This is a genomic window from Pseudomonas koreensis (assembly GCF_024169245.1).
In the GTDB taxonomy this organism is placed as follows: domain Bacteria; phylum Pseudomonadota; class Gammaproteobacteria; order Pseudomonadales; family Pseudomonadaceae; genus Aquipseudomonas; species Aquipseudomonas koreensis_F.
Genome location: NZ_JALJWP010000001.1, coordinates 2,896,001 through 2,916,784, shown reverse-complemented (window position 1 = coordinate 2,916,784; position 20,784 = coordinate 2,896,001). Strand labels below are relative to the sequence as shown.

At 61.2% G+C, this 20,784-nt stretch carries 10 protein-coding genes; 6 read left to right on the top strand and 4 right to left on the bottom strand.

What is annotated here, in order from left to right; translation table 11 throughout:
* Positions 1 to 40 precede the first annotated feature (40 nt).
* Together J2Y90_RS13145 and J2Y90_RS13140 are read right to left on the bottom strand one after the other, a co-directional pair.
* Positions 41 to 1,996 carry a hypothetical protein gene (locus J2Y90_RS13145; protein WP_253500277.1) on the bottom strand — a complete coding sequence of 652 codons (1,956 nt, stop codon included), beginning with the start codon at positions 1,994 to 1,996 and terminating at the stop codon, positions 41 to 43.
* A 377-nt stretch (positions 1,997 to 2,373) separates the two neighbouring features.
* On the bottom strand, positions 2,374 to 10,236 hold the full coding sequence (locus tag J2Y90_RS13140; RefSeq protein ID WP_253500275.1) for a retention module-containing protein: 7,863 nt from the start codon (positions 10,234 to 10,236) through the stop codon (positions 2,374 to 2,376).
* Positions 10,237 to 10,768: 532 nt separating this feature from the next.
* Between J2Y90_RS13140 and J2Y90_RS13135 the strand changes: the two genes are divergently transcribed.
* From J2Y90_RS13135 to J2Y90_RS13125, 3 genes are all read left to right on the top strand, one after another.
* Complete coding sequence (locus tag J2Y90_RS13135; protein WP_253500273.1) at positions 10,769 to 12,127, top strand: TolC family outer membrane protein; 1,359 nt, start codon at positions 10,769 to 10,771, stop codon at positions 12,125 to 12,127.
* A gap of 169 nt (positions 12,128 to 12,296) precedes the next feature.
* Positions 12,297 to 14,456, top strand: a complete 2,160-nt coding sequence (locus J2Y90_RS13130) for a type I secretion system permease/ATPase (protein ID WP_253500271.1) — start codon at positions 12,297 to 12,299, stop codon at positions 14,454 to 14,456.
* Between the two features lie 10 nt (positions 14,457 to 14,466).
* Positions 14,467 to 15,828, top strand: a complete 1,362-nt coding sequence (locus tag J2Y90_RS13125; RefSeq protein ID WP_039761043.1) for an HlyD family type I secretion periplasmic adaptor subunit — start codon at positions 14,467 to 14,469, stop codon at positions 15,826 to 15,828.
* 118 nt (positions 15,829 to 15,946) lie between these two features.
* Here the strand turns inward: J2Y90_RS13125 and J2Y90_RS13120 are convergent, their stop codons facing one another.
* Positions 15,947 to 16,543, bottom strand: coding sequence for a tRNA-uridine aminocarboxypropyltransferase (locus J2Y90_RS13120; protein WP_253500269.1), 597 nt, complete (start codon positions 16,541 to 16,543; stop codon positions 15,947 to 15,949).
* A gap of 6 nt (positions 16,544 to 16,549) precedes the next feature.
* Entirely contained in the window at positions 16,550 to 17,443 is an 894-nt protein-coding gene (locus tag J2Y90_RS13115; protein ID WP_090282283.1) for a LysR family transcriptional regulator, read from the bottom strand.
* A gap of 395 nt (positions 17,444 to 17,838) precedes the next feature.
* Between J2Y90_RS13115 and speB the strand changes: the two genes are divergently transcribed.
* From speB to J2Y90_RS13100, 3 genes are read left to right on the top strand one after another with little or no spacing between them, the layout of a single operon-like run.
* Entirely contained in the window at positions 17,839 to 18,789 is a 951-nt protein-coding gene (gene speB, locus J2Y90_RS13110) for an agmatinase (protein WP_003222717.1), read from the top strand.
* 10 nt (positions 18,790 to 18,799) lie between these two features.
* Positions 18,800 to 19,222, top strand: a complete 423-nt coding sequence (locus J2Y90_RS13105) for a YybH family protein (RefSeq protein WP_253500266.1) — start codon at positions 18,800 to 18,802, stop codon at positions 19,220 to 19,222.
* A 51-nt stretch (positions 19,223 to 19,273) separates the two neighbouring features.
* Positions 19,274 to 20,776, top strand: coding sequence for a purine-cytosine permease family protein (locus tag J2Y90_RS13100; protein ID WP_253500264.1), 1,503 nt, complete (start codon positions 19,274 to 19,276; stop codon positions 20,774 to 20,776).
* Positions 20,777 to 20,784: the final 8 nt, after the last annotated feature.

The window sequence follows — 20,784 nt, the reverse complement described above, 5'->3', positions numbered from 1 at the left end:
ATGACAGCATGGGTGAACAACTTTCGAATAATGCGTTTAATCAACTTCGACCGAACAGCGTCAATACACTTGGAAGCGACTCCTCACACAGGTCGTTATCCGGACCGCAAACTTCGCAACTCGGCCACGTTCGATTGATAATGACAAATTCTGCTTTTGAGTTGCCGATGCCACCATTGGCTTTTTTCAGGTGATAACTGCACAGCGCCGAGCCATTGTTTACCATGGGCGCAATCAGACGCTCGTAGTCACTGACATGCACATCAAAACCTTCGCGAGCCTGCTCGGCGGTCAACGTTGTTTTGAATGTTTCGTCCGTTCCGTCAATCGGATCGGTTCCATTCAGACCGGCACATCCCTGCCAGGACAATTCGACGATATCGTCTTTATCAAAGGCATCATTGCCGGCGATATGTACGAAGACCCCTTCCCATAATCTGGGCTTGCTGCAGCAATTTAGTACACCCTCCCGGTTGGCATGAGGAAATGTCGGCTCCGGCAAGTTCTCGATCACGATGATCGCAACATCAACGGGCGTCACTTGCGCCTGCTGCAGGTTTACGCCATTACTGGTGATATACCAGGTCGGCAGCGACGGATTCACTTTGTCCTGCTCGATGGCCTCCCAAGGAACATTGAAAATGATCGGCTTGCCGGCAGTGTCACCGGGTTGAACTTCATATTCGGCAATTGGCGTGCTGATCGTGCCCCAATAGAGGAATAGCTTTTCACTCGGCAGTGGATTGTCATACAGCACCAGGTGTGCCTCGGCCGGCTCACCGAAATCGACGGTTGACAGTTTGTTTAGTTGCTTCGATCGGGCACCGTAAACTTCCAGCCTGGCCAGCGTCGGATTCAATAGCGCCGGGGCGTTGGCATGATCCTGCCCCGCGATCGTCAGGTTCACCAGCACCTGCGTATCGGCCGATGGCAGAGTCGGCGTACCGCCGCGCGCAATGCGGTAGTTCACGCGAACATTCAGCGGCCCTGGTCCGTCTGCTGTCAGGGTTGTCCAGGGCACGGGAGCCACTTGCGGGAACTTGCCGGGATCGACGTCAAGCGGGGCGAGCTCGTGACCGTTCCACCTGATCAAGATCTTGTCGGAAGGATCCGGGTTGTCGTAGACATCTATTTCAACAGTGACAGCCCGTTGGTTGACTGCGCCTTCACGGGCATGTTGCCGGTCGATGAAGCCACGCGCTGACAATGGCACCTTCGGCGGTTTGAGTTTGCCCGGGGCCGGATCCAGATTGACGAAAGCCGGCAGCAACGTTGAGCGCGGCCCGCGATTTCCAGACCAGTCGCGGAGCCGGTAGTAAATGAAGCGCTGACCGGGACCGCTATCACGAATATCTGCCTCAGTCATGGTGATGATCAGGCGGTTCTGGTCGATGTCCTCCTGACTGAATTCCTGCTCAGCTATTTCGCTTTCCGAATCCGGAGGATCCGGGTCGTCCGTCCAGTAATAAATCGCCCGATCCCTGGCCCTGACGTCGACGTAGAACGGTACCTGAAACCGTACTTCGCCATGCGCGGAGAGGTAGTCGTCAGTGATATCACCAGCCACATCCAGCAAAATCAGAGGGTCAGGTTCCTGATTATCGTTCGGCGGCGATCTGTCGACTGTGACTCGCTTGATCTCTGAGCACAGTGGGTTGCCGCCATAGTCGACTATGTACGAGAGCGAATAGGTGCCGTGATCGAAGTTCAACTTCCCCCGGGGGACAACCAGCGTCTTCTCCCCGGGATCGTCGAAAGATTCACGGTAGACTTCGGTGAACGCGCCGCCCTGTGCTACCCAACTGATGATAACGATAAATGGAATGGGATCTTCGAAGGGAGCGGTCCAATCCGGGACGATGACCGTCAGGTCTTCGGCCAAAGCCGTACGCGGCAACAGCCCATCGGGACTTTCCTTGCCTTCTTCATCTTTGAGGATGGCAGGGACTTGAGGCACCTCAAGCAAGTCATCATCCGTGTATTCACAGTGTTGCATTGAACGAACTCCCTCGCCTCATCCCAAGCAGGACATGCATAAATCACCAGGTTTATGGGTCGCTGCCGGAATTGATTTAACGACGTTGAAAGCATCCTGCCTACTGTCAGAAATTACAGGTATCGCTACCGCTCGTCGGAAGGCGCTCTGCATGGGAGGGCGATGGGGCGGTGGATCGGGTGCTGGGTAATCTGGAGTCGGGGCAGGTCTGCTGCGCTATGCGCTGTTCAAGCGCCCCCTTCGCGACCAGGCTCGCTCCTACAGTGGAACGCGGTCAAAAGGTGGGAACGAGCCTGCTCGCGAAGGCTCTGCAAACAAACAAAACCTGCCGCCCCGAATCAACCGGGGCGGCGGGTTTTGTGGTTTCAGACCTCAGATCAAACCGTATCCACCTTCAACGAATGATCATTGAGCATGCCGCTGATGATCGTCGCCGTGTCGTGGCCGCTGGCAATCATTCCGCCTGCGCCCGGGGTCACACCGTAGTGGCTGGCCAGGTTGACACCAGCGAGGTCGATAGTCTGGTTCGGCGTGGCGCCGGCCATGGCGCTGATGTCGATGCTGGTCATCACCGAGGCGCCGTTGCCGCTGACGGTGAAGTGCAGGTAGTCATCGAGCGACGCGGTGCTGGCGTTTTCGCCTTGCAGCAGTTGTGACAGGTCGAGCTTGTCGGTGCCGGGGGTGAAATCGGTGATCAGGTCATGGCCGCTGTTGCCCTTGAGCCACTGGAAGGTGTCAGCCCCTGCCCCGCCGGTCATCGTGTTGTTGCCCATGCCACCGATCAGCAAGTCATCGCCGGCGCCACCGTTGAGGAAGTCGTTGCCGAGGCCACCGTTGATCACGTTGTTGTTGCCGTCGCCGGTGAGGCTGTCGTTGAAGTTCGAGCCAAGCAGATTTTCGATGCCGGTCAGCGTATCGGTACCGGCGCCGAGGGTGTTTTGCGCACCGAGCAGGCCGAGATTGACGGTGACGGCGGCCGTGGCGTGGGCGTAGCTGGCGGTGTCGCTGCCGGTGCCGCCGTCGAGCAGGTCATTGCCGGCGCCGCTGTAGAGCAAATCGTTGCCGGCGCCGCCGTGCATTTCGTTGTTGCCGGATCCGCCGCTGAGGACGTCGTTGCCATCGCCGGCATTGATCACGTTGTTGCCGCTGCCCGCCACCAAGACATCGTCGCCAGCCGTGCCGATCAGGGTGTGGCCGTCCTGATAGCTGATGCTGACGTTGGCCGTGTCGCTGCCGCCGTGGTTGTCGTTGGCGGTGTAAGTGCCGTGGTAATCCGGCGTAATGTCATGGGCCCCGGCGTAGTTGAGGGTCATGGTCAGTTGATAGTTTTCCCCCGCGTTCGGGTTGCCGGTGCCCGTAGGATTGGCAATGTTGGTGATGTGGATCTGATAGATACCGTCGGCCGACGCGGTCAGGGTTTGCCCGTCCGCCAGCGCGATCCAGGCGCCGCCGTTGAGCGAGTACTCCATGCCGACATGACCGGCCGCGAGGTTGTGATCCAGATTGAGGGTTTCGCCCTGACGCAGGTGGACGGTGATGCGGTCCTCGTCGTTGGCATTGCTGTTGCTCACCATGCCGAGATAACCGCTGACCACCAGCACGGCGGTCATGGTCGCGGCATTGGCGCTGAAGGCGCTGCGCACGTTGGCCAGGTTCTGGTTGGCTGAGTTATTGGTCTGCCCGGTGAAACCGAGCAGGCCGCTGCCGGTGAAGTCCGCCGCTTTCGACACCCACCCGGTGTTGAAACTGGTTGGCGTGGCGCTGAGGCTGTCGCCGTTCGGATCGCTGTCATTGGCCAGCAACAGCTCGCCCGGCACCACGATATTGCCGGAAAGCACGTTGGTGATGACGTGATCGTCCATCGCCACCGGCGGCGCGTTGGGAATCACTTTCACCGTCAGGGTGGAGCTGGCCAGATCGCCGTCGTTGTCGCTGACGGTGAAGCCGATGTTTTCGGTGATCACCACGGCGGTGGTTTTTTGCGAGGTGTAGCTGTATTCGCCGCTGTCGAGGTTGATTACCAGCGTGCCGCTGTTATTCGTGGCGATGCTGACGGTGTTGTTCGCCGTGTTGAAGGTGCCGTGGTTGGCGCCGCCGCTTGCGTTCAGCGAACCCTGGCCGCTGAGGGCTTTGGGATCGTAGGTGTAGGTGGTGCCGTCGACCACGATCGACTTGATGAAACCGCCATCGGCGCCGAATGAACCGCCCTCGCCCAGCAGCGAACCGGTGACCGGCGCGCCCTGCACGGTGCCGGACAATACCGAGTTGAGCTGGTTGAGATCGGTGACCACCACCGCATTGGTATTGGTGTGATTGATGCCGTCGTAGGCCAGCGGATCGAGGCTGGCATTGCTCACGCCACTGCCCAGGCCGATCGCATAGTTCTTGATGTTGTTGGCGTCGAGGAAGTTTTTCAGCGCGGCTTCGTCAGCCGTGCCGATGTCGCCCTCGTTGGGTTTGCCGTCGGAGAAGAAGTAGCCGACGTTCTGCGCACCGGTGAGTTTGCCCGAGGTGTTGAACGCGTTCTGCATCACCGCCACGGCGGCATCGTAGTTGGTGCCGCCGCCGGCATTCAGACCCGCAAGAAGCGTCTTGGCGGTCGCGACATCCACCCACACGGTGGTGCGGTCGGCAGCATTGCTGCTGAACGTCACCAACTGCACTTTCACATCGCCCAGATCATCGTACTTGTCGAGCAAGGCACCAATGGCCTGCTTGGCCAGATCCAGGCGCGACAGGCCCGGAACACCGGAGGCATCAGCCATGCTGCCGGAGATGTCGAGGACGATGAGCACGTTGGAATCGATCTCCACCGCCGTCACCGAACGATCCGAGGCAACGGCTTTCGGCACGTCGTCGACGATGTTCACCACGAGGGTGCTGGTGGTGCTGTTGCCCAGCGCATCCGTGGCTTTGTAGGTGAAACTTTCGCTGAGGGTGTTCGGCCCGTCGTTGGCGTTCGGCGCGGTTTTCGGTGCCGAGGCCAGCGTGTAGGTGTAGCTGCCGTCGGCGTTGAGCAGCAGTTGTCCGTAGCTGCCGGTGGCGTTGCCGACCAAGGTGTAAGTGATCGCGCCGCTGCCACCGCTGACCGAACCGACCAGCGTGCCGCTGGCGGTTTCGCCGGTGTCGCCCGGTTCACTGCCGGTGACCGTACCGGGGGCGAGATCCTGACCATCCTTGGTCAGGTCGAGGGCTTTTTCGTAGACGGTGACGTCGGTGTCGCCGACGGCGGTCAGGCAGCTGTTGTGGACGTCGATGGTGATGGTGGTGGTGCTTTCGTCGCCATCGGAATCGCGCACGGTGTAGGTGAACACATCCACCGCGCCCGGGCCGTTCACCACGTTGGGATTGCTGTGATAGATCGCGTTGCCATTGGCGTCCAGAGTCAGGTAGCCGTAAGTGCCGTTGATCTGTGAATTGAGCCCGCCGATGGCCGACGTCGAGGTGTCGGCACCGGCGCGCACGCCGACCACTGCCCCGGTAACCGCCGGGCCATCCGCGCCGCCGATATCGTTGTTGAGTACGTTGCCGCTGACGGTGCCGCCCTCCACCACCGAAGCCGCGTCCGCATGCGCGGTTGGCAAGTCGTCGACGATGTTGACGTTGATCTGCCCGCTGGACGTGCTGCCATCGGTGTCCGTGGCGACCACGTCGAAGTTCTCGCTGAGGCTGTTGGCACCGTTGGCGGTTGGATGGGCTTCGTTGTCGTTCAGGGTGTAGCTGTAACTGACGACGCCGGTGGCCGGGTCGTAACCGGTGATGGTGAAGGTGCTGCCCAGCGGCGAGACCACCGATTGCGGCAAACCGGCGGCGACGCCATTGCTGATCACGGCGATGCCGCCGACCGTGAGGGTTTGCAGGCCATCAAGGGCGGTCACAGTGAAGCTGCCGCTCTGGGTCAGCGCCGAAGTATTGGGGCTGCTGCCGTCACTGAGGTTTTTCTCGTAGACCGTGATTTCGCCGCCCTTCACGTTGAGGCCGTCGAGGCACACCGGGTCGTCGTTGTTGTGGATGTTCAGCACCAGGTTGGCGGTGCTGGTGTCGCCGTCGGCATCGGTGATGGTGTAGGCGAACGTTTCCGTGCCGTTGCCGCCGCCATGGAGGTTTTTGAAGTCGGCGTCGTTGGCGTCCAGCGTGTAGGTGTAAGTGCCGTTGGCATTGAGCACCAGCGTGCCGTAAGTGCCGGTGAACGTACCGGCGGTGACCGGCCCACTGGCGACGCGGTCGGCGCCTTGCACATCGTTATCGAGAACGTTGCCCGTCAGAGTCAACTGGTCTTCCGTCGCGTTGGTCGCGTTACTGTCATTCAGCGCTTTGGGCACGTCATCGACGATGCTCACAACGATTGTGCTGGTGACGACATTGCCCAGCGAATCGGTGGCCTGATAGGTGAAGGTTTCAGTCAGGCTGTTGGCGCCGTCGTCGGCATGCGGCATGGTCGTCGCGGGTGAAGTCAGGGTGTAGGTGTAAGTGCCATTGGTATTGAGAACGATCTGTCCGTAGTTGCCGGTGGCGCTGCCGACCAGCGCGTAGCTGATCGCGCCGACCGCGCCGGTGACCGAACCGACCAGCGTGCCGGAGGCGGTTTCACCAGTGCTGTTCGGATCGCTGCCGACCGCGCTGCCCGCCGCCAGATCCTGGCCGTCCTTGTTCAGGTCGAGGGCTTTTTCATAGACGGTGACATCGCTGTCGCTGACCGCTTTCAGGCAGCTGTTGTAGACGTCGATGGTGATCGTCGTGGTGCTTTCATCACCGTCGGAGTCGCGCACGGTGTAGGTGAACACATCGACTGCGCCCGGACCGTTCACCACGTTGGGATTGCTGTGATAGACCGCGTTGCCGTTGGCATCCAGGGTCAGGTAGCCGTAGGTGCCGTTGATCTGCGAATTGAGCCCGCCGATGGCCGACGTCGAGGTGTCGGCACCGGCGCGCACGCCGACCACTGCCCCGGTGACCGCCGGGCCATCCGCGCCGCCGATATCGTTGTTGAGTACGTTGCCGCTGACGGTGCCGCCCTCCGCCACCGAAGCCGCGTCCGCATGCGCGGTCGGCAAATCATCAACGATGTTGACGTTGATCTGGCCGCTGGCGGTGCTGCCATCGGTGTCGGTCGCGACGACGTCGAAGTTTTCGGTGAGGCTGTTGGCACCGTTGGCGGTTGGATGGGCTTCGTTGTCGGCCAGGGTGTAGCTGTAACTGACCACGCCGGTCGCCGGATCATAACCGGCGATGGTCAAGGTGCTGCCCAGCGGCGTGATCACCGATTGCGGGAAACCTGCGGCCACGCCATTAGTGATCACCGCGATGCCGCCGACCGTGAGGGTCTGCAGCCCATCGAGGGCGCTGACGGTGAAGGTGCCGTTCTGGGTCAGCGCGGGCGTGTTGGGGCTGGTGCCGTCGCCGAGATTTTTCTCGTAGACAGTGAGCTCGCCACCGTTGATGTCGAGGCCATTGAGCAGCACCGGGTCGTCGTTGTTATGGATGTTCAATACGAGATTGGCAGTGCTGGTATCGCCGTCGGCATCGGTGATCGTATAGGCGAAAGTTTCCGTGCCGTTGCCGCCGCCGTGCAGGTTTTTAAAGTCGGCGTCGTTGGTGTTCAGGGTGTAGGTGTAGGTGCCGTCAGCGTTCAGAACCAAAGTGCCATAAGTACCGGTGAAAGTGCCGGGCGTAACCGGGCCGGTAGACACACGGTCAGCGCCTTGTATGTCGTTGGTCAGAACATTGCCGGTCAACGTCAGCTGGCTTTCTGACGCGGTTCCGTTGCTGTCATCGTTGGCTTTCGGCAGGTCATCGACAATGTTCACGTCGAGGGTGCCGGTGGCCATCGTGCCGTTGTCATCAACGACCGTGACCGCAAACTGCTCAGGCAGATTGTTGGCGCCGTTGGCATTCGCATGGGCTTCGTTGTCCGCCAGGGTGTAGCTGTAGCTGACCACGCCGGTTGCAGCGTTGAAACCGGTGATGGTGAGCGTGCTGCCCAGTGGCGTGGTGATCGATTGCGGAAAACCTGCGGCGACGCCATTGGTCACCACGGCGATGCCGCCGACGGTCAGCGTGGTCACGCCGTCCAGTGCAGTGATGGTGAATGTGCCGCTTTGCGTCAGCGTACCAGCCTCCGGGGCGCTGCCGTCGCTGAGGTTTTTCTCGTAAACCGTCAGCTCGCCGCCAGCGACGTTCAGGCCGTCGATGGTGACTGGATCGTCGTTATTGTGAATCTGCAGGACAAGGTTGGCAGTGCTGGTATCGCCGTCGGCATCGGTGATCGTGTAGGCGAATGTCTCAGTGCCATTGCCACCGCCGTGCAGATTTTTGAAATCGGCATCGCTGGTATTGAGCGTGTAGGTGTAGGTGCCGTCGGCGTTCAGAACCAAGGTGCCGTAAGTACCAGTGAATGTACCGGCCGTGACTGGACCGGTGGGTACGCGGTCGGCACCTTGCACGTCGTTGGTCAGGACGTTGCCGGTCAGGGTCAGCTGGGTTTCTGAAGCGGTGCCGTTGCTGTCGTCGATGGCTTTTGGCAAATCATCGACGATGTTTACATCCAGCGTGCCGGTGGCCGTCGTGCCATTGTCGTCAACCACGGTGACCGCGAACTGCTCAGGCAGATTGTTCGCGCCGTTGGCGTTCGGATGCGCTTCGTTGTCGGCCAGGGTGTAGCTGTAACTGACCACGCCGGTCGCAGCGTTGAAACCAGTAATCGTCAGCGTGCTGCCCAGTGGCGTAGTGATCGATTGCGGAAAACCTGCGGCGACGCCATTGGTCACCACAGCGATACCGCCTACGGTTAGCGTAGTGACGCCGTCCAGCGCGGTGATGGTGAACGTGCCGTTTTGCGTCAGCGCACCAGCATCCGGAGCGCTGCCGTCACTCAGGTTTTTTTCGTAGATCGTCAGCTCGCCGCCAGCGACGTTCAGGCCGTCGATGATCACCGGGTCGTCGTTGTTATGAATCTGCAGAACGAGATTAGCGCTGCTGGTATCGCCGTCGGCATCGGTGATGGTGTAGGCGAAAGTTTCCGTGCCGTTGCCACCGCCGTGCAGGTTTTTGAAATCGGCGTCGTTGGTATTGAGGGTGTAGGTATAGGTGCCGTCAGCGTTCAGGACCAAAGTGCCGTAAGTACCGGTGAAGGTGCCGGGCGTGACTGGGCCGGTGGGCACACGGTCGGCGCCTTGGATGTCATTGGTGAGGACGTTGCCGGTCAGGGTCAGCAAGGTTTCCGAGGCAATGCCGTTGGCGTCATCAAACGCTTTGGGCACGTCGTCGGTGATATTCACGTCCAGCGTGCCGGTCGCGCTGTCGCCATTGCTGTCGGTGGCGATCGCGGTGAACTGTTCGCTGAGGTTGTTCACGCCATCGCCGGCCGCGTGGGTCTCGTTGCCGGTGAGGGTGTAGCTGTAGCTGACCGTGCCGGTCGCCGGGTTGTAGCCGGTGATGGTCAGGGTGTTGCCGAGTTGTGTGGTGATCGATTGCGGAAAGCCGATCGGCACGCCGCCAACGATCACGTTGATGCCGCCGATGCTCAGGCTGTTCAGACCGTCCGGCGCCGAAACGCTGAAGCTGCCGCTTTGCGTCAGCGCGCCTGGATTGGCCGCCGAACCGGTCGGCAGATTGGCTTCATTGAGGTTCAGCTCGCCGCCCGCCGCGTCGAGACCGTTGAGGATGACCGGGTTGTTGACCGGTGGCGGTGGCACCACGATTGGCGCTGGGGTGTCGTCGCCAGTGTCGTTGTCCGCGTCGCGGCGATAATCGGGAAATTCGGGGATGCCATTGAAACCGGCAGTTGGGAAACCGATCACTGGATCGACCCGGCCGCCGACTTCGGTCAGCAGAACGAAGCTGTGCCCGCCGCCCAGTTCACCGGGATTGCCAGTGGGCGCGTTGGGGCCGGCAGCGGTGGCTTCGGCGGTTTTGCTCGGGTCTTCACCGGCGGCGATGGCTTTCTGGATCTGCTCGACATCGGTGAGTTGCGCCTGGCTCGGGGTCTGCGCTTCGTCGACGATCACCGGCACCGCCTGATCGGCCAGCAGTTGCCCGGTCATGGTAATGCTGCTGCCACGGCCGAGAGTCAACTCCTCGCCGTTTTGCAGTTTCACCGCCACCGCGCCTTCCGCGCCGGTGATCAGTTGATCGCCGGCGTACAAACGATCGCCTTCGAACAGCGGACGTTTGATGCCATCGCTCGTCTGAGCGAACACCTGACCAATGACTTTTGTGACCGTACCGATGAGCGTTGCCATGTGAAATCCTCCGCTGCCGACCACCGTCGGCACTGGTTCGCGAAGCAGCCCATGGCTCAATCGGGTTGCCGGGGGCGACGCTCGCACCCTCGACAGTTCGTTTCGCAGGCCTCTTCTGAAGAGAATTGTCAGCGCCATCAAGCACTTGCCAACCCCGTCCAATTCATCGACCCACTAGCGCTACGTAACAGCGTTGAATCACTCGAGTGACAAAAATCTGTCGCTCATTCGCCGCTACGCGTCCCTCCCCTTCAGCAATACTTCGCCGTGTCTCGCAAAGTGAATGGAACTTTCCTCAAGCCTTTTCGAGCTCCCTAAAGCGCATAAAACAAAGGCTTTCGAGCTGAACAATGTGCTGCTTTTTACAAACCGCATAAGTTTTTTTTGGCATAAGCCTTATGAAAATTTTTTCTTAGCTACGCTCTAGGATGTTCTTAGCTCTGTTGTTACAAGAGTGAAACGCTTACACCCTAAATTTACGTCAAATATTTGGCGATGGTAACACAACATTGAGATCCAGGGAGATGCACCCATGCGCGTTTTAACCCCCCTCTGCAGCGCGGTTTTGCTGGCCATGGCTTGCACTTCCCAAGCCCAGGCGATGAACCTCACCGAGGCGATCCAAAGCACCATCGCCACCCACCCGGAACTGGCCTCGCGCGTGGACGCTCGCCTGTCGGCAGATGAACAGGTGAAAGTGGCCAAGGGCGGGTTTTATCCGTCGGTCGATTTGAATGCTGCCTACGGTCGCGGCTACAGCGACAACACCAACACCCGCGCCTTCGGTAATCACAACACCGAAATCCTCAATTACACCCAGTCGGAGCTGCGCTTGCGGCAGATGATCTTCGACGGGTTCAACACCGCCAACGAGGTCGAGCGCACCAAGGGCGTGTCCAATTCGCGCGCCTATTACGCGCAAGGCACCGCACAGGATCTGGCCCTGCGCACCATCGAGGTCTACCTCGAAGTGCTCAAGCGTCGCGAGCTGGTGACGCTGGCCAAGAACAATCTGCAGGCGCACTTGCGGGTCAACGATCAGATCGGCCTGCGCACCGAGCGCGGCATCGGCAGCACCGCCGACTCCGACCAATCGGTTGCCCGTCGTGCGCTGGCGCAGAACAACCTCGACACCGCCGAGGTCGATCTGGCCGATGCCGAATCGAATTTCTACAGTGTGGTCGGACGCATGCCCGATGAATTGGAAACCCCGGCCTCGACTCGCGGTGAGATGCCGCCGGACCTGCGTGAAGCGCAGCAGAGCATGGTCGACAACAACCCGTACCTGAAATCGGCCCAGGCTGACGTGCAGTCCGCCGAGAGCCAGTACGAAGTCGCCAAGTCGCCGTTCTACCCGCGCTTCGACGCGGAAGCGGCAGTCGGCGCCAACAACAACGTGCAGGGCGATGAAGGCCACGACAACGAATGGCGGGTCGGCGTGGTGATGAACTACAACCTGTTCCGTGGCGGCAGCGACAAGGCCCGTCTGGCCGCCAACGCACACGACATCAATCAGGCGATGGACATCCGCAACAACGCCCTGCGTCAGCTCAACGAGAATATCCGTCTGGCCTGGAACGCCATGGAAAACGCGAGGAAACAAACGCCGACCGCTCGCGAATACGCTGAAACTTCCAGACGCGTCCGCGTCGCTTATCAGGACCAGTTCGGCCTCGGCCAACGTACCCTGCTCGACCTGCTCGACAGCGAAAACGAGCTGTACAACGCCAATCGTCGCTACACCGAAATCCGTTACACCGAGGAATACTCGATGTACCGCGTGCTGGCGAACATGGGCCAGCTGCTGAGCAAACAACGCGTGGTGCTGCCGGCTGATGCGATTGCCACGACTGAAGTGAAAAACCAGGCGCGCCTGCCCGAGTTGAAATAGCCCCTGCGGGACCCGCCGAAGGCTGCGATCTCTGATCGTTCCCACGCTCTGCGTGGGAATGCAGCCCGTGACGCTCCGCGTCACTGGACGCAGAGCGTCCCTAGAGGCATTCCCGCGCAGAGCGTGGGAACGATCCGATAACCGAGCCCGTTCAACAGAGGCAATCACTATGACCAGCATGGAACCCGGCGCCACCGGGGTCGATCCGCGCTTGAGCTTCGATGATCCGTTACTCGACGGTCTGCTGATCCTCTGCAAGCTGCACGGCGCCACGGTCAGTCGTGCCAGCCTGAGTGCCGGGTTGCCATTGAACAAACAGCGCCTGAGCCTGGATCTGCTGCCCCGTGCAGCGGCGCGGGCCGGGTTACAGGCGCGACTGTTACGCCGTGACTTGAAAGACATCTCACCGCTGAACCTGCCGATCCTGCTGCTGCTCAACGACGGGCGCACCGCCGTGCTGCGGCGTTTTGCCGAGGACGGCAAAGCCCTGCTCCTGCCCAGCGAAGCCGATGGCGGCGAGCAATGGGTCAGTCGCGAAGAACTCAACGAGCACTACAGCGGCCAGGCCTTGTTCGCCCGCCCGCGCCACGAACTCGAAGACCTGCGCTCACCGCTGGTGCCCCGGGTGCATGCGTGGTTTCGCGACACCCTGAAACTGTCGAAATGGCTGTACAGCGATGCAATCCTCGCCAGTTTCCTGATCAACCTGCTCGGTCTGATGGTGCCGTTGTTCGTCATGCAGACCTACGACCGGGTGGTACCGAATCAGGCGACCTCGACCTTGTGGGTGCTGTCGATCGGCCTGCTGATCGGCACCGGTTTCGAATTGGTGCTGCGCGTGGTCCGTGCGCATTTGCTCGACACCGCCGGCAAAAAGACTGACGTGATCCTCTCGGCGACATTGTTCGAGCGCATCACCGGCATGTCGATGAAAGCGCGGCCAGCGACCATCGGCGGCTTCGCCCAGAGCATTCACGACTTTCAGGGCCTGCGTGAATTTCTCACTGCCGTGACCCTGACCAGCCTGATCGACCTGCCTTTCGTGGTGTTGATGCTGGTGGTGATCGGTCTGCTCGGTGGCTGGCTGGTGGTGATTCCGCTGCTGGCGTTTCCGATCACCATCATTTTCGCCATGGCGATTCAGGTGCGCCTGCGCGACACCGTGCAGAAAAGCCTGAGCCTCGGCGCCGAGCGTCAGGCGCTGCTGATCGAAACCCTCGGCGGCCTGGAAACCCTCAAGGCCTGCGGCGCGGAAAGCGAGCGCCAGCACAAATGGGAAAGCACCCACGGCGCCCTCACCCGCCTCGACAGCCATGCGCGCAACCTGTCGGCATTGGCCACCAACGGCACCCTGTTCATTCAGCAGTTTTCCGGAATGGCAACGATTGTCGCCGGGGTCTACAGCATCATCGCCGGCAACCTCAGCGTCGGCGCACTGGTCGCCACTTATATGCTCGGCAGCCGCGTGCTCGCCCCGCTCGGCCAGATCGCCGGGCTGATCACCCGCTACCAGCAAGCGCAACTGACCATGAAAAGCACCGACGCGCTGATGGCCCTGCCGCAGGAACGCGACGGCAAACAACGGCCACTGGAGCGCACGCAGCTGCAAGGTGCGCTGGATGTCAGCGGCGTGACTTTTCATTACAACGGCCAGAACGCGCCGGCGCTGAGCGAGGTCAGCTTCAGCCTGAAGCCCGGCGAGCGGGTCGGCATCATCGGCCGCAGCGGCTCGGGCAAAAGTACTTTGGCGCGTCTGGTCATGGGTTTCTACGAAGCGGAGGAAGGCCAACTGCTGCTCGACGGCCTCGACCTCCGCCAACTGGACGTGGCTGACCTGCGCCAGCAGATCGGTTATGTCGCCCACGACCTGCCGCTGCTGGCCGGCAGCCTGCGGGACAATCTGACCCTGGGTGCGCGCTACATCAGCGACTCGCGCATGCTCGAGGTCGCCGAGCTCACCGGCGTCACCGAACTGGCCCGACAGCATCCGCAAGGCTTCGACCGTCCGGTGGGCGAACGCGGGCAACTGCTTTCCGGCGGTCAGCGTCAGGCGGTATTACTGGCGCGGGCGCTGTTGCTCGATCCGCCGATCATGCTGCTCGACGAACCCACCAGCGCCATGGACAACAGCAGCGAAGATGCGCTGCGGCAGAAACTGCATGGCTGGGTGCAGGGCAAAACCCTGTTGCTGGTGACGCACCGCACCTCGATGCTGAGCCTGGTGGACCGCTTGCTGGTGCTGGACAACGGCCGGGTCGTCGCTGACGGCCCGAAAGAAGCGGTCATCGATGCACTGCGCAAGGGCCGTGTCGGCTCGGCGGCGGTCTAGGAGTAACGCCATGCCTGCTTCCTCCGATAGCAACAAGCGCGGCTATTTCGACAGCTTCGGCAAAAGCGCCGAAGCGGAATTCATGCCGGAAACCGCCGGCGCCGCGTTGCAGGATTCGCCGCGCAAATCGCGAATTACCGTGTGGCTGGCGGCAGCACTGCTGATCGCCGCGCTGGTCTGGGCCAAATTCGCCGTGCTCGAAGAAGTGACCATGGGCGAAGGCAAGGCGATTCCGTCGAGCAAGGTTCAGGTGATCCAGAACCTTGAGGGCGGCATCGTCACCGAGATTTTCGTCCGTGAAGGCCAGATGGTCGGCAAGGGCGACACCCTGCTGCGTCTGGATGACACGCGCTTTCGCTCGAACAAGGGTGAAAGCGAAGCTGACCGTTACGCCCTGACGGCGCAGGTCGAACGGCTGTCAGCGGAGGCCGAAGGGCGACCTTTCAAGCTCTCCGCCGAAGTGATCGCCAAGGCACCGCAAGTCGCCGAGGATGAGCGCTCGCTGTACGAACAGCGTCAGCGCCGCTTGGCCAGTGAACAGCGCACCCTCAGCGAACAGCTGCGGCAGAAAACCCAGGAACTGGCCGAATTTCGCTCCAAGCAAGGCCAGTTCAGCTCCAGCCTTGCGCTGCTGCAACAAGAGATGAACATGTCCGAACCGCTGGTGAAAACCGGCGCCGTGTCACCGGTGGAAATCCTCCGGCTGCGGCGCAGCGCGGTGGAGATCCGTGGTTCGCTGAACGCCACCACGCTGGCGATTCCCCGCGCCGAATCGGCCATCGCCGAGATCCGCAGCAAGATCGACGAATCGGAACAGACCTTCCGCTCCGAAGCCGCCAAGGAGCTCAACGAGAAACGCACCGACCTGTCGAAAATCACCGCCTCGAGCATCGCCATCGACGACCGCGTCAGTCGCACTACGGTGACCTCACCGGTACGCGGGGTGATCAAGCAGATGAAGGTCAACACCATTGGCGGCGTGGTTCAGCCGGGCAGCGACATGGTCGAAATCGTGCCGCTGGAAGACAACCTGCTGATCGAAGCCAAGGTCCGCCCGCAAGACGTCGCGTTCCTGCATCCGGGCCAGAAAGCCATGGTCAAGTTCAGTGCTTACGACTACACGATTTACGGCGGGCTGAGCGCCAAACTGGAGCTGATCGGCGCCGATACGATTACCGACGACAAGGGCAACAGCTTCTATCTGATTCAGGTGCGCACTGATAAGAACCACCTGGGCGGCGACGTGAAACCGCTGCTGATCATCCCGGGGATGGTAGCGACGGTGGACATTATTACCGGCGAGAAAAGCGTCTTGGATTACCTGCTCAAACCGGTGCTGAAAGCGCGGACTGAGGCGATGCGTGAGCGCTAGTGATCTTTGAATTGCGGTGATTGATCTGGCGCTTTCGCGAGCAGGCTCGCTCCCACAATTGGAATGCATTCCCCTGTGGGAGCGAGCCTGCTCGCGAAGAAGCCCGCACAGACAATGATCATCTGTCGCCATGGTTACGCTGGAAGACCTCCTCACCCATCGCCGCAATCTGCCCTTCGATCAGCGCTTCAAACGGCTTCAGTAAAGGCGCAAACGTCGTCGGCGCTTCAAGGGTTTCCAGCGCCTGCACGATCGCCTCGATAGTCGATAGCGCCCCCGGCCCCGGTGCCTTGCGCAAGCGATAGCGCGACACACCGCCCTCGGCCAGGGTCACTCGTGGCAGCGCCGCCAGCAGCGGATTGAGGTGCAGCATTTTGCGCGCTTTGCGCCAGGTGCCGTCGGGCACGACCAGCAACAACGACTCATCGGATTCACCGTAAGCCTGCAACGGCTGCGCATCCTCAGCCGGGAATAGCAAGCGCGCCTGATAACCCGGCCGGTTCAACAGTGTCGGCAAATCGTCGAACACCTCGCCGACAATCAGCTCGGCATTGCTCAACCCCAGCGCCGCCAGCCGCGCAGTATTGAGCGCGTGATTGACCTCGCTCGGATGCTGCAGCAGCAACACCCGGGTGCGGCTGTCGAGGTGCGGAATCAGCGGGCACAGGCAATGGGATTGGGGGCGCAGGCAGCGCGGGCATTGGGGTCGGGACATGATGGGTTACGCCTGATTCAATTGCGCTTTGAGCAAATCGCGGAAGGTCTGGATCAGCGGCTCGCGGCTGCGGCCCCTGCGCATGATCATCGAAAACGGTGCCTGATAACCAAAGGTCGCCGGCAACAGGACACGCAGATCGCCCTTGTCGGCCCAGGCCTGCGCGTAGTGTTCCGGCAGATATCCGATGTACGCGCCGGAGAGCACCAGAATCAGCTGCGCTTCCATGCTTTCCACGGTCGCGGCACTGTGTTTGAAACCGTGCCGAGCCAGTTCCGCCTGACTCCAGTAGCCACGCCCGACCATCCGTTGCTGGGTGATCACCTGCTCGGGGATGCGCCGCTCGTTGAACAACGGATGGCGACTGCTGCAATACAGCCAGTGCTGCTCGCGGTACAGCGGCATGTAGACCAGACCACTCATGCGCGTGGAGAACGCACCGATGGCCAGATCGAGGCGATTGTCCTGCACGCCGAGTTGCAATTCGTACGGGCTCATCACTGACAGGTGCAAATGCACCGCCGGGTGTTCCTGACTGTAGGCGCCGATGGCTTCGGCAAATGGCAGGGCCTTGTCGCTGACCGTGGAATCGATCACCCCGAGGTTGAGCGTGCCGCGCAGTTCGCCCTTGAGCGCGGCAGCGTACTGCTCGAAGCCTTCGAGTTCGCCAAGCAGACGCAGGGTTTCCTGATGGAACAGCTCGCCCTTGCTGGTCAGGCTGAACCCGCCGCGCCCACGATGGCACAGCACCAGACCGAGCGCGGCTTCGAGCTGGCTCATGTAGGTGCTGATTGCCGAGGTCGACAGGTTGAGTTCCTGCTGCGCATTGGCAAAGCCCTGATGGCGCACGACGCTGACGAAGATGCGCAGGAGTTTCAGGTCGGGTAAAGCGTTGGCCATTTCTGCTCCAGGTGTTGCAGCTGTGTCTCTGTGGGAAAAGCCCCTCACCCCAGCCCTCTCCCCGAGGGAGAGGGAGCTGATCTCCATGGCTTTCAAATCCTGAGTTCGACTCGATTTTCAGGTCGGTGCAGATTCCGCCAACTACTCGGTCGGCCCCCTCTCCCTCTGGGAGAGGGCTGGGGTGAGGGCAACAATCCCCAGCCGAACACACCATTCGAACCCGCCAAAGTCTAATCCCACCTCGCCCATTAGTTTAGAAAAATCTGAACTAAGTTTTTGCCCGTAGCGATTCTTCCGCGTCACTGCATTTCGCATGATCGGCCCCACAGCGGCGTCCGAACCTGTGCTCAACGGCGCGCCGGCATAAATAAAACAAAGACGATGAGGCCCTACCCGTGGACAAGATTCTTCACCAACCACTGGGCGGCAATGAAATGCCGCGCTTCGGCGGCATCGCCACCATGCTCCGACTTCCCCATGTACCGACCGCTGCCGGCCTCGACGCTGCCTTCGTTGGCGTGCCGCTGGACATCGGCACTTCGCTGCGCCCCGGCACCCGCTTCGGGCCGCGCGACATCCGCACCGAATCGGTGATGATCCGCCCGTACAACATGGCCACCGGCGCCGCACCGTTCGACTCGCTGTCGGTGGCCGATATCGGTGACGTGGCGATCAACACCTTCAACCTGCTCGACGCCGTGCGCATCATCGAAGAAGCCTACGACAACATCCTCGAGCACAACGTCATCCCGATGACACTGGGTGGCGACCACACCATCACCCTGCCGATCCTGCGCGCGATTCATAAAAAGCACGGCAAGGTTGGCCTGGTGCACATCGATGCGCACGCTGACGTCAACGATCACATGTTCGGCGAGAAGATCGCCCACGGCACCACGTTCCGTCGCGCTGTCGAGGAAGGTCTGCTCGATTGCGATCGCGTGGTGCAGATCGGTTTGCGCGCCCAGGGTTACACCGCCGACGACTTCAACTGGAGCCGCGATCAGGGTTTCCGCGTGGTGCAGGCCGAAGAGTGCTGGCACAAGTCGCTGGCACCGCTGATGGCCGAAGTACGTGAGAAGGTCGGTGGCGGTCCGGTGTATCTGAGTTTCGACATCGACGGCATCGACCCGGCCTGGGCTCCCGGCACCGGCACCCCGGAAATCGGCGGCCTGACCACCATTCAGGCGATTGAAATCGTCCGCGGCTGTCAGGGCCTCGACCTGATCGGTTGCGATCTGGTAGAAGTTTCGCCCGCTTACGACACCACCGGCAACACCTCGCTGCTGGCCGCCAACCTGCTGTACGAAATGCTCTGCGTACTGCCTGGCGTGGTTCATCGCTGAGGGTCGGCTCATGCACGCACGTGATCAGGTTTTGCAAGCGGCCGCCGATCTGGTGTCCGCCTTCGCCCGTAGCGATCGCGAAGCTTATTTCGGCGCGTTCAGCGCCGATGCCAGCTTCGTGTTCTACACCCTCAAGCAGCCACTTCTGTCGCGCGATGCCTATCAGGCCTTGTGGGATAGCTGGCGTGCCGAGGACGGTTTCGAGGTGCTGTCGTGCACCTCGAGCAACGCCTTTGTCAGCCTGCAGGGTGACGTGGCGGTTTTCATCCATGACGTGGCCACCGAGCTGCGCATGCAAGGGGAGCAACACTTCAGCCAGGAGCGCGAGACGATTGTTTTCCGCAAACAAGCGTCGAGCCTAGAACAACAAGGCCTATGGCTGGCCTGTCACGAACATTTGTCCGCAATGCCGGAAGGGCTGCCACCCCCTTAGCCAATGGTGACGCTCACGCACGATGAGCGCGCCTGATGATCGGAGCAGATCATGAATAACAACAACAACGAAAAAAGCCTTAGCAGCATTGAAACAAACGGGGTCGAACAGATCCCGGAGCATGAGCGCGACGCCCGACCCAGCGACTTGTTTCGCTTGATCTTCGGCGGCGCCAATACCTTCGCCACCGCGGTGCTCGGCAGTTTCCCGGTGCTGTTCGGCCTGTCGTTTCAGGCCGGCGTCTGGGCGATTGTCCTGGGTGTGCTGGTCGGTGCGCTGATTCTCGCGCCGATGGGCCTGTTCGGCCCGCTCAACGGCACCAACAACGCCGTGTCTTCCGGTGCGCACTTCGGCGTGCACGGGCGGATCGTTGGCTCGTTCCTGTCGTTGCTGACGGCCATCGCGTTCTTTTCGCTGTCAGTGTGGAGCTCGGGTGATGCGCTGGTCGGCGGCGCCAAACGCCTCGTCGACCTGCCGGAAACCGACCTGACTCTCGGCCTGGCCTATGGCCTCTTCGCGCTGCTGGTGCTGACCGTGTGCATCTACGGTTTCCGCATCATGCTGTGGGTCAACCGCATCGCCGTGTGGGCCGCGAGCCTGTTGTTCCTGCTCGGCATCTTCGCCTTCGCCCCTGCTTTCGACAGCCAGTACGCCGGCAGCGTGGCGCTGGGTCAGGGCGGATTCTGGGCGGCATTCATCGGCGCGGCGCTGGTGGCGATGAGCAATCCGATTTCCTTCGGTGCGTTCCTTGGCGACTGGTCGCGCTACATTCCGCGTGCAACACCGAAGGGTCGGATCATGCTGGCGGTGATCGCTGCGCAACTGGCAACGTTGATTCCATTCCTGTTCGGCCTCGCCACCGCGACTATCGTGGCGATCAAGGCGCCGGACTACATCGCGGCGAACAACTACGTCGGCGGATTGCTGGCGGTATCGCCGAGCTGGTTCTTCCTGCCGGTGTGCCTGATTGCGGTGATCGGCGGCATGTCCACCGGCACCACGTCGCTGTATGGCACCGGCCTGGACATGTCCAGCGTGTTCCCCCGCGTCCTCTCCCGAGTCAAGGCGACCTTGCTGATCGGCGTGCTGTCGATCGCCTTCATCTTCATCGGCCGGTTTGCGGCGAACCTGGTGCAGAGCGTGTCGACCTTCGCCGTGCTGATCATCACCTGCACCACGCCGTGGATGGTGATCATGATCATCGGTCTGCTGGTGCGGCGCGGCTTCTATTGCCCGGATGATCTGCAGGTGTTCACCCGCGGCGAACAGGGCGGACGCTACTGGTTCAACCACGGCTGGAACTGGCGCGGCCTCGGCGCGTGGATACCCAGCGCACTGGTCGGCCTGTGCTTCGTCAACCTGCCGGGGCAGTTCGTCGGTCCGCTGGGTGAGTTGGCGGGGGGCATCGACATCAGTTTGCCGGTGACATTGGGCCTGGCGTCGGTGGTGTACCTGACGCTGCTCAAGCTGTTCCCGGAACCGCGCGAAGTGTTCGGGCCGAGCGATGTGCGCAGCGAAGCCGCCATAAAACCCGAACTACGTCAGGCCGCCTGATTACACAC

Coding starts and splice junctions, on each gene's coding strand:
- J2Y90_RS13145 (WP_253500277.1), bottom strand. CDS start 1,996: ATGCAACACTGTGAATACACGGATGATGACTTGCTTGAGGTGCCTCAA.
- J2Y90_RS13140 (WP_253500275.1), bottom strand. CDS start 10,236: ATGGCAACGCTCATCGGTACGGTCACAAAAGTCATTGGTCAGGTGTTC.
- J2Y90_RS13135 (WP_253500273.1), top strand. CDS start 10,769: ATGCGCGTTTTAACCCCCCTCTGCAGCGCGGTTTTGCTGGCCATGGCT.
- J2Y90_RS13130 (WP_253500271.1), top strand. CDS start 12,297: ATGACCAGCATGGAACCCGGCGCCACCGGGGTCGATCCGCGCTTGAGC.
- J2Y90_RS13125 (WP_039761043.1), top strand. CDS start 14,467: ATGCCTGCTTCCTCCGATAGCAACAAGCGCGGCTATTTCGACAGCTTC.
- J2Y90_RS13120 (WP_253500269.1), bottom strand. CDS start 16,543: ATGTCCCGACCCCAATGCCCGCGCTGCCTGCGCCCCCAATCCCATTGC.
- J2Y90_RS13115 (WP_090282283.1), bottom strand. CDS start 17,443: ATGGCCAACGCTTTACCCGACCTGAAACTCCTGCGCATCTTCGTCAGC.
- J2Y90_RS13105 (WP_253500266.1), top strand. CDS start 18,800: ATGCACGCACGTGATCAGGTTTTGCAAGCGGCCGCCGATCTGGTGTCC.
- J2Y90_RS13100 (WP_253500264.1), top strand. CDS start 19,274: ATGAATAACAACAACAACGAAAAAAGCCTTAGCAGCATTGAAACAAAC.